The 8,770-nt window shown below is 63.1% G+C and carries 7 protein-coding genes; all 7 read right to left on the bottom strand.

The genetic code is table 11. The features are described 5' to 3' along the window. Positions 1–186: 186 nt before the first annotated feature. A complete protein-coding gene (locus VNH11_20260) occupies positions 187–621 on the bottom strand; it encodes a hypothetical protein (GenBank protein HVA48710.1) in 435 nt (144 codons plus the stop codon). After that, a complete protein-coding gene (locus VNH11_20255; protein HVA48709.1) occupies positions 599–1,780 on the bottom strand; it encodes a hypothetical protein in 1,182 nt (393 codons plus the stop codon). Before VNH11_20255 ends, VNH11_20260 begins: the two co-directional genes overlap by 23 nt. After that, complete coding sequence (locus tag VNH11_20250; protein HVA48708.1) at positions 1,777–3,006, bottom strand: cytochrome c; 1,230 nt, start codon at positions 3,004–3,006, stop codon at positions 1,777–1,779. The genes VNH11_20255 and VNH11_20250 overlap by 4 nt, the downstream gene beginning before the upstream one ends. Next, the gene (locus VNH11_20245; protein ID HVA48707.1) at positions 3,003–3,542 is read right to left on the bottom strand and encodes a DUF3341 domain-containing protein; all 540 of its coding nucleotides are present in this window, start codon (positions 3,540–3,542) and stop codon (positions 3,003–3,005) included. The genes VNH11_20250 and VNH11_20245 overlap by 4 nt, the downstream gene beginning before the upstream one ends. Before the next feature lie 82 nt (positions 3,543–3,624). Beyond that, positions 3,625–4,998: an NrfD/PsrC family molybdoenzyme membrane anchor subunit gene (gene nrfD, locus VNH11_20240; protein ID HVA48706.1), complete on the bottom strand. Its 1,374-nt coding sequence runs from the start codon at positions 4,996–4,998 to the stop codon at positions 3,625–3,627. After that, on the bottom strand, positions 4,995–8,117 hold the full coding sequence (locus VNH11_20235; GenBank protein HVA48705.1) for a TAT-variant-translocated molybdopterin oxidoreductase: 3,123 nt from the start codon (positions 8,115–8,117) through the stop codon (positions 4,995–4,997). Before VNH11_20235 ends, nrfD begins: the two co-directional genes overlap by 4 nt. After that, positions 8,114–8,770, bottom strand: coding sequence for a cytochrome c3 family protein (locus VNH11_20230; GenBank protein HVA48704.1), 657 nt, complete (start codon positions 8,768–8,770; stop codon positions 8,114–8,116). The genes VNH11_20235 and VNH11_20230 overlap by 4 nt, the downstream gene beginning before the upstream one ends.

Raw genomic sequence — 8,770 nt, 5'->3', positions numbered from 1 at the left:
CCAGCGAGCTTGCGAGCGCCGGCCCACCATGAACGACATCGCTAGCGGTGGGCCGGCGCTCGCAAGCTCGCTGGCCCCACCCGACGCAGCGCAGCCACGCGCCCTCTTCGACGCCCAGCGCGGAAGCGCACCGGCGCATATCAATCGCCAATTTGCAATTTGCAATTTGCAATTTGCAATTTCCGCTCATTGCGAGGCCTCCTTCTCGTCCGACGTCTCAGCGCGCGGGACTTCCGCCTTCGTCTTGGGCAGCCCTTCTTTGAGCAAAAGCTCCATCGCCCGCTCGACCGGCAACTGCACGACGCCGCGCTCCTTGTCGATCCAGCGGTAGCTGTAAAGCGCCTGATCTTCGGCCGCGCGCATCCGTTTGAGATCACCGGCGGGATTTTCTTGCAGCCGCGGCGAGGGAGCGGCCTGGCTGCCGACGAGCGGGCTGAGCCGCGGATCGCGGCGATGGGCCCAGCCTTCCAGCCGGTCGAAAAACCAGATCAAAAACAGGCAGACCAGCGCCACGGCCGCCGCCAGCCCCAACGCCGAGAGCATCAGCGGTTTGCTATGCACGTCGCTCGTCTCGTGCTTGGCCTGCAACGATTCCGCGCTAGGAGTGGGCTGTTCGCTCATCGGCGCCCTCCGTCAGTTCGGGGTCGTAGATCGGCAGGTCCGCACGGGCCGCCAGCCGCCAGGCGAAGATCGCCAGCCAAAAACCGCCGATCGCCGCCAGCGCCGCCGGCAACTGCCAGGGCACAGTGAGTCGCTTGGGAAACACGCCGGGCATGGCCAACCAATACCAATCGACCAGCCGCATCGCCAGCAGCCAGGCCACCACCCACATCAGCCGCCGCTGCCGCTGCTTGATGTCGCGCGAGAGCAACAGTGCAAAGGGAACCGCGAAATGAAAGCCCATCAGCACCAGCACCACCAGCTCGTAGCCGCCCACCGAGCGGTTCAAGTACCAGACGTTTTCCTCCGGCAGGTTGCCCGACCAGATAATGAGATACTGCATGAACGAGGCGTACGACCAGAACATGACCATTGCCAACAGCAGGTTGCCCAAGTCGTGCCGCCGCGAGGTGTGTACCGTGCGGTTGAACGGCGGATAGCTTTCCAGCAAGCTCATCACCAGCACGCAAAACGACATGCCGGCCAGCGCTTGCCCTCCCCAGTAGATGACGCCGTACATCGACGAAAACCAGTGCGGTTCCAGCGACATGACCCAATCGACGGCCGCCAAGGTCATGCTGAAACCGTAGAGGATCAGCCCGGCCCCGCTCACGCGCTGCATCCAGAGATTTCGCGGCGATTCGGAATCGGCGTCTTCGTTCGGCGAAAACACGTTGAGCAGCAATGCGGTGACGATCCAAAGGGCGAAGTAAATCGCCGCCCGTGTTTCATACCCTTCGACATTCAGCCAATGCGCTTTTTTCTGCAGGTTCTCGTCGGCCGCCACTTGCGACGGACCGGCCCATTCATAGAGCGTGCGGACGTTCATGGCGACGGGCACAAACGAGAGGGCCATGAGCGGCAGCGTGGCATAGCCGGCTTCGGCGATGCGTCGCACGGCCAGTCCCCAGCCGCCGCCCGTCACGCCGTGCAACATGCAGACGATCATCGAGCCGAGCGAAATTCCCAACCAGAAAAGGAAAGCGACCAGATAGGCGCCTAAAAACGCCTTGGAGCCGCCGTCGTAGCCGAGACCGGTGACCACGGCGCCGACGACGCCGACCAGCAGCGAGACAACGCCCACGCGGCGCAAGAGTGCATTGCGATCTGCGGAGGTCATGCGCGTGCCTCCGATTGGGACGCGTTTGCCACCAGCGTCAGCGCGGGTTTTGTGGGTACGGCGGTGGCTTGGTCTTCATGAGCGCGCTGGTTGTGCTCAGATCCAGGCCGCGAAGCGGCCACGGAGTTTAGCCGTGGGTGCCAACCCACGGGAAGCTGTTGTACGGTCAGCGAAAGCCGCGTAGCGGCGGCGGAAGAGTCGGCCCTATTCTCCGCCGCCGCTACGCGGCTTACGAGAATTGAGCGACCCGTGAACCGTGGGTTGGCACCCACGGCTAAACTCCGCCGTCCCTCAGGGACGGAGCGCCGCGCTCCGCGGAGCGAGGCCGCGGTCGGTCGAGAAGCCCGGCTAAAGCCGGCTCGAGGAAATAGGTTTGTTTCCGCCCGACCTCCACCAGCTAAAGCTGGTGGCAAACGTTTTGTCACCCTAGCAACGCCACAGAGGGCGTTCTCTGCGGAAGCCCGCGTCGACTGCTTGTCATTCCGCTCTTCTCGTTTTTCGCGTTCGATCTCGCGATGCTTGCGCTCGCCTTCTTCCGGCGAACGGCGGTGCTCGCGGATGTCGCGTTCCAGCTTCTGTTGACGCTGGCTGTCGAGTCGCTCGGCCGCTTCGCGCTTCTCGCGCTCTTGCGCTTGGACGGCGTCCGATTCGGCAATCTTGTCGCGCAGGTCGGCCGGCACGTCGTCGACGGCGCCGTTCTGGCTGCGCTGCAAGGCGCGAATGTAGGCGACGATCGCCCAACGGTCGCGCGGCTCGACGCGGCTGGCATAGCTGGGCATCGCGCCGAAGCCGTTCGTGATCACGTCGTAGAAGTGGCCCACCGGCGAGTCGATCAGCCGGTCGGTGCTGACGAACGACGGCGGCTGGCGAAAGCCGCGTCGCACGATCATCCCCCGGCCGTCGCCCACGCGGCCGTGGCAGGGCGAACAATAGATATTGAATCGCTGCTGTCCGCGTAACAGCAGCTCGCGGTCGACATCCACCGGCAGCTCGGTGACGTATTTGCCGTCGACCTTGCCGGAATAGAACGCCTCATCTTCGCGCAGGTCGCCACGGGCGACCGTGCCGGCCACAAGCGGCCGGGCCGATGTGCCGTCGTCGAAGAAGGTACTCGCCTCCAGCGGCTCGAAACGTGGTTCATCGTACATGTCGAGCATATCGCAGCCGGGCGCGGCCAAAGCGCAGAGACCGAGGAGGAAATGGCAAATTGCAAATCGTACCGTCATGGCAGCACCTCGAACACTTTCTCCGGCTTCAGGCTTTCCAAGAACTGCCGGGTGTCGCCGAGGTGGAACACCGGGTCGCGGGCTTCGATCACCAGAAAGAAACGGTCGCGGCTGGCACGCACGAATTCGGGCACGTTGAACACCGGGTGATACGGCCGCGGCAAACCGTTCAAAGCCAGCATGCCGAACAGCGCGGCGAACGACGCGCCGAGCACCGACAACTCGAAGGTGATTGGGAAGAAGGCGGGCCAACTATGCAGCGGTCGGCCTCCGACGTTGATCGGGTAACTGATCACGCAGGCATACCAGAGCATGAAATAAGCGCTGCCGCCACCGAGCAGTCCGCCGATCAGCGTCACCAACGGCAGCCGCGTACGACGAAAGCCGAGCGCCTCCGACAGTCCGTGCAGAGGAAACGGCGAGAATCCGTCCATCCGCCGATAGCCGGCTTCATAGGCGCGCTGGGCCGCATCGAGCAGAGCGTCGCCCGTCTCGAATTCAGCCATCAGGCCGTAGATGTCGTCGTGTAATTCCATAGGCGTCAGTGTGAGGCGTCAGGCGTCAGGCGTCAGGCGTCAGGTCTCGGTGCCTGACGCCTGAAACCTGTTGCCTGACGCCTCATTCGCTTGTCTCACTCACTAATTCACGTAACTCATATATAGAAATCATCGGCAGGAAGCGGATGAATAAGAAAAACAACGTCAGGAACAAACCGATCGATCCAAGAAACTCCGTGATGTCCCACACGGTGGGGTAGTACATCCGCCAGGCCGACGGCAGGAAGTCGCGGTGCAGACTCGTGACGATGATCACGAACCGCTCCAACCACATGCCCGTCTGCGTCACGAGGGAGAGAATGAACAGCCAGATCACGTTGCGGCGGACCCCGCGGATCCAGAAAAGCTGCGGCACCAACGCGTTGCAGGTAATAATCGTCCAGTAACTCCAGGCATAGCCGCCCAGCATGCGATCGACCGTGATGTAACGCTCGAAGGGATTGCCGCTGTAATAGGCATAGAACACCTCGCAGAAATAGCCGTAGCCCACCATGCTCCCCGTCGCCAGCATCACCTTGGCCATGTTGTCGAGATGCTTGAGCGTCACGAAATCGTGCAGGCCGTAAATCCAACGCAGCGGGACCGTGAGCGTGACGACCATCGCGAAGCCCGAAAAGATCGCCCCCGCTACGAAGTAGGGCGGAAAGATCGTGCTGTGCCAGCCGGGCACGATCGCCACGGCGAAGTCCATGCCCACGATGCTGTGCACCGACAGCACCAGCGGCGTGGCCAGCCCGGCCAGCAGCAGATAGGCCATCTGATAACGGTGCCAATGCCGGGCACTGTTGCGCCAGCCCATGGCCAACATGCCGTAGACGATCTGGGCGAAGCGGTTGTGAGTCCGGTCGCGCAGCGTGGCCATGTCGGGGATCAGCCCGGCGTACCAGAAGAGAAGCGAGACGGTGGCGTAGGTCGAAACGGCGAACACGTCCCACACCAAGGGGCTGCGAAACTGCGGCCAGAGGTCCATCGTGTTCGGATACGGCAGCAGCCAATAAAAGACCCACGGCCGCCCCAAGTGCAACAGCGGGAACAGCCCCGCGCAGGCCACGGCGAACAGCGTCATGGCCTCGGCGAAACGGTTGATGCTCGTCCGCCACTCCTGTTTCAGCAGCAGCAAAATGGCGGAGATGAACGTGCCCGCGTGCCCGATGCCGATCCACCATACGAAGTTGATGATCGGGAAAGCCCAGGCCGTGGGAATGTTGTTGCCCCAGATGCCGATGCCGGTGGCCAGCAAATAGGTGGTGGTATAGAGGAAGAGCATCAGCATGGTGAAGCCGACGGCGAAGCCGACCCACCAGCTCTTGGGCTGCCGCGTTTGCACGATCGAGCTGATCTTGTCGGTGACCGAGCCGTAGGTGTGGCCCGGCTCGATCACCGGCAGACCGCCGATTCGTGCGCCGCTCGAAACTGTGGCCGCTTCGTCGCTCACGCTTCCTTCCCTTTCAGCTTCTCCAGCCAATCGTCGATCTGGCGGTCGCGCGGATCGAGCGGCGGCGTGTCGCCGGTCTCTTCCGCCACCAGATCCGGATGCGGGTTCCGCAAACGGGCCAAATACGTGGTCCGCGGCCGGGTGTTCAACTCGGCCAGCACGCCGTAGTTCAGCGGCGACTTTTTGAGCCGCGCGACCTCGCTCTGCGGGTTGTTCAAGTTGCCGAACACGATGGCCCTCGTCGGGCACGCCTGCTGGCAGGCCGTTTGAATGTCGCGGTCGGTGATCGCGCGGTTTTCCTTGTGGGCCTCGATTTTCGCTTCCTGAATGCGCTGCACGCAAAAACTGCACTTCTCCATCACGCCGCGGCTGCGGACCGTAACGTCCGGGTTGCGAAGCATGGCGAGTTGCGGTTCGGTGTCGTAGTTGATGAACGCCTCGTAGTTCAAGAAGTTGAACCGCCGCACCTTGTACGGGCAATTGTTCGAGCAATACCGCGTGCCCACGCAGCGGTTGTAGATCATTTGGTTCAGGCCCTCGCTGCTGTGGACCGTCGCCCCCACCGGGCAAACCAGCTCGCACGGCGCCTTCTCGCAGTGCATGCAGAGCATGGGCTGAAAATAGGTGTCGGGGTTGTCGATGCCGCCCACGTAATAGCGGTCGATCCGCAGCCATTGCATTTCTCGCCCGTGCGAGACCTGCTCCTTGCCGACGATGGGCGTGTTGTTCTCGGCCTGGCAGGCGATCACGCAGGCATTGCAGCCGATGCAAGCGGTCTGATCGATCACCATCCCCCAGGCGTTGTCGCTTTCTTTGCGTTCGGGGAAGTCGCTCTTCTCGTCGGGATAGAGCGAGGGCAAGTTGAACGGCTCGTGGCTTTCTTTACGGCTCTCGCTGGGGTGGCCGGCGAGCAAGAAGTTCTCGTCGCGCTGATACTCGTCGAGCGTGCCGAACTGCACCACGTCGCGGCCCTCCATGCTATGGTGGTCCTGCGTGACAACCAGCTTGTAACGCTCGCCCGTCTTCTTGAGCTGCACGCCTTTGGCAAACCATTTTCCGGTGGCCGGCCGGATCTGATAGGCGTTGAAGCCGATGTCCGTGCCCACCCGGCCGCAGCGCGTTCGGCCGTAGCCGAGCGACAGGCTGACGACGCCGTCGGCATGCCCCGGCACAATCCAGACGGGCACCTCCAGCTTGCGATCGGAGACGGTCAGCTCGACCATGTCGCCATTGGCAAGCTGCTCGTTTTCGGCCATTTGCGGGCTGAGATAAGCGGCGTTGTCCCAGGTGAGCTTGGTGAGCGGTTTGGGAAGCTCTTGCAGCCAGCCGTTGTTGGCAAAGCGGCCGTCCCAGACGGTCGGATCGGGAGGGAATACGATTTCCAACAATCCTTCGCCTGCCGGCTGTTCGTCGGCCCGCGGGTCGCGACCATCGAACGAAAGCTCGACGTCGCGCGTTTCGGCTTTGGTATCGGGCACGATTCCGTCGTGGACCGCCTTGCGCCACACGCGGCCGAAGTCGTCGCCACCCACCCGCTTTTGCCAGTATTGCTGCACGGTCTCGAACGGCGACTGGTCGGCGCGACCGTGCAAGACCGAGAGCAATTCGTGGGCCGTGCGGCCGCCATAGAGCGGCGCGATCAGCGGCTGCACGATCGAAGCCGTGCCATCAAAGGCGCGAGCGTCGCCCCAGCTTTCCAAAAAGTGGGCGGCCGGAATGTGCCAATGGCAGAGAAACGACGTCTCGTCGTAGTGCTGCGAGAGGTGGACCGCGAGTTTGACGTTGGCAAGCTGCGCGGCGAAGTCGAACGCGGCCGGGCTGTTGTAGACCGGATTGCCGTCGAGGATCAGCAGCAGCTCGACGTCGCCGGCCGCCATATCATCGACCAGGGTCTTGAGCGACGCCAAATGGTCTTCGGCACGCGCTTCGACCGGCTCGATATACTCGACGGTCTTGCCGACGTTCTCAAGCTGCCGGTTGATGGCGTGTGCCAGCGCATGAACGACCGGCGGCTGGGCCTCGCCGGCGATGACGATGCTGGCGCCGCGATGTGCTTTCAGGTCGGAAACAATCGCATTCAGCCACGTTTCCGTGACGCCCGCCGGCACGTCGGCGCCGCCGGCCGAGAGTTCGACGCCCAAGCGGCCGGCGAGGGCGCGGGCCAACGCTTCCACCTCCGACGGCGCGATCGGCAGGCGGTGATCGGCCATGGCGCCCGTCAGTCCCGGCGTGCTTTCCACCGCGAACAGCCGGTTCATTTTGGGTCCGTTGCTGACCACGCGGCGACGATCAATGAACTCACGGGCGTAGCGCACGCTGCCCGGCATGCCCCAAAGAAAGTCGGCGTCGAGCGACACGATCGCGTCGGCCCGATCGAAGCGATAAATCGTGTCGACATATTCGCCGAAAGCCAGTTTGGCGCCTGCCCGCACGTTGTCGCGACCGCAGGGGTCATACTGGTGCCAGCGCGCTTCGGGCATGGCCTCCAACAGCGACTGCAACTGGTTGGCCAGCGTCGGCGACGTGACGGTCTCGGTGAGGATCCGCAGCCCGCGGCCTTGGCGGGCCTTCAGCGCCGGCAATTCTTCGGCGATGGCCGTCAAAAAATTGTCCCAGGTGGCGATCCGCTCGCGGTGCATCACGGTCTGCGAACGATCGGGATCGTAGAGCGTAAGGATGGCCGCTTGCGTAAAGGCGTCGGTCGCTCCCAGGCTGGCCGGGTGCTCGGGGTTGCCTTCGATCTTCGTCGGCCGGCCCATCTGGCTTTCGACCAGGATGCCCGTGGCGTAGCCGCCCAGCGTCGTGGCCGTGGCAAAAAAGAGCGGTTTGCCGGGCACGATCTCTTCGGGCTGATGCACGTAGGGGACAATCTTTTCCTCCGGCTGGCGGAGGCAACCCATCGAGCCGGCCAGTCCCAGCGAGGCCGCCATCAGCTTGAGAAAATGTCGTCGGCCGACGGCGTCCATCCACTCGCCGGCCTGCCGCGGAAACTCGTGCTTCAGATAGTCCTGGAACTCGGCGGTGTCGGCGAGCTGCTCGAAGCTGCGCCAATATTCGCGGCCGCTGGCGGCAGCCAGCCGCGAACGAATCGCCTGCCAATCGTAGTTGGGTTCATTCATCGGTGGCAGGTCCAGCAATCGAGGAGTTGTTCGGTTTCGACGCCATGCTCCTTCATCAACCGCACGGCGTCCTCGTGCGACACGGGATGCGCGTCTTTGCCGAAGTGAAACACATCGCCCCGCGGCCGGATGGCGCCTTCGGGCCGCTCGTGACAATCGAGGCACCAGGCCATTTGCAGCGACGCGGCCCGCCGCATCAGCGGCATCTGATCGACGCGGCCATGACAGCTTTCGCAGCCGATGCCCTTGGAAATGTGGATGCTGTGGTTGAAATAGACGAAGTCGGGCAAATCATGCACGCGCGTCCAACGCAGCGGCTTGCCGGTGCGAAAGCTCTCGCGCACCGGCTCCAGCATCGGGCTGTCTTTCCATATCTGCGAATGGCAGCTCATGCAGATTTCCGTGGCCGGCAGCCCCGCAAAGGCCGACGTTTCGACCGTGGTGTGGCAATATCGGCAGTCGATGCCCAGGCCGCTGACGTGATGTTCGTGGCTGAAGGGCACGGGTTGCTCGCGGAACACGTCGACTTCGGTGACATAGGGCGATCGCTCGATGCGGTCGGCCAGAAAGGCCAGCGCAACCAGCACGAACAAGGCGCCAAAAATGGTCGCCTTGCTGAAGGTGTTCATGCTGGGGTGAAATACTTGCGCCAT

The sequence above is a fragment of the Pirellulales bacterium genome, assembly GCA_035533075.1.
GTDB lineage: Bacteria > Planctomycetota > Planctomycetia > Pirellulales > JAICIG01 > DASSFG01.
The sequence above is the reverse complement of the archived record's forward strand: the minus strand, read 5'-3'. Positions and strand labels throughout refer to the sequence as shown.

Coding starts and splice junctions, on each gene's coding strand:
- VNH11_20230 (HVA48704.1), bottom strand. CDS start 8,770: ATGGCGCAAGTATTTCACCCCAGCATGAACACCTTCAGCAAGGCGACC.
- VNH11_20255 (HVA48709.1), bottom strand. CDS start 1,780: ATGACCTCCGCAGATCGCAATGCACTCTTGCGCCGCGTGGGCGTTGTC.
- VNH11_20250 (HVA48708.1), bottom strand. CDS start 3,006: ATGACGGTACGATTTGCAATTTGCCATTTCCTCCTCGGTCTCTGCGCT.
- VNH11_20245 (HVA48707.1), bottom strand. CDS start 3,542: ATGGAATTACACGACGACATCTACGGCCTGATGGCTGAATTCGAGACG.
- VNH11_20235 (HVA48705.1), bottom strand. CDS start 8,117: ATGAATGAACCCAACTACGATTGGCAGGCGATTCGTTCGCGGCTGGCT.
- VNH11_20260 (HVA48710.1), bottom strand. CDS start 621: ATGAGCGAACAGCCCACTCCTAGCGCGGAATCGTTGCAGGCCAAGCAC.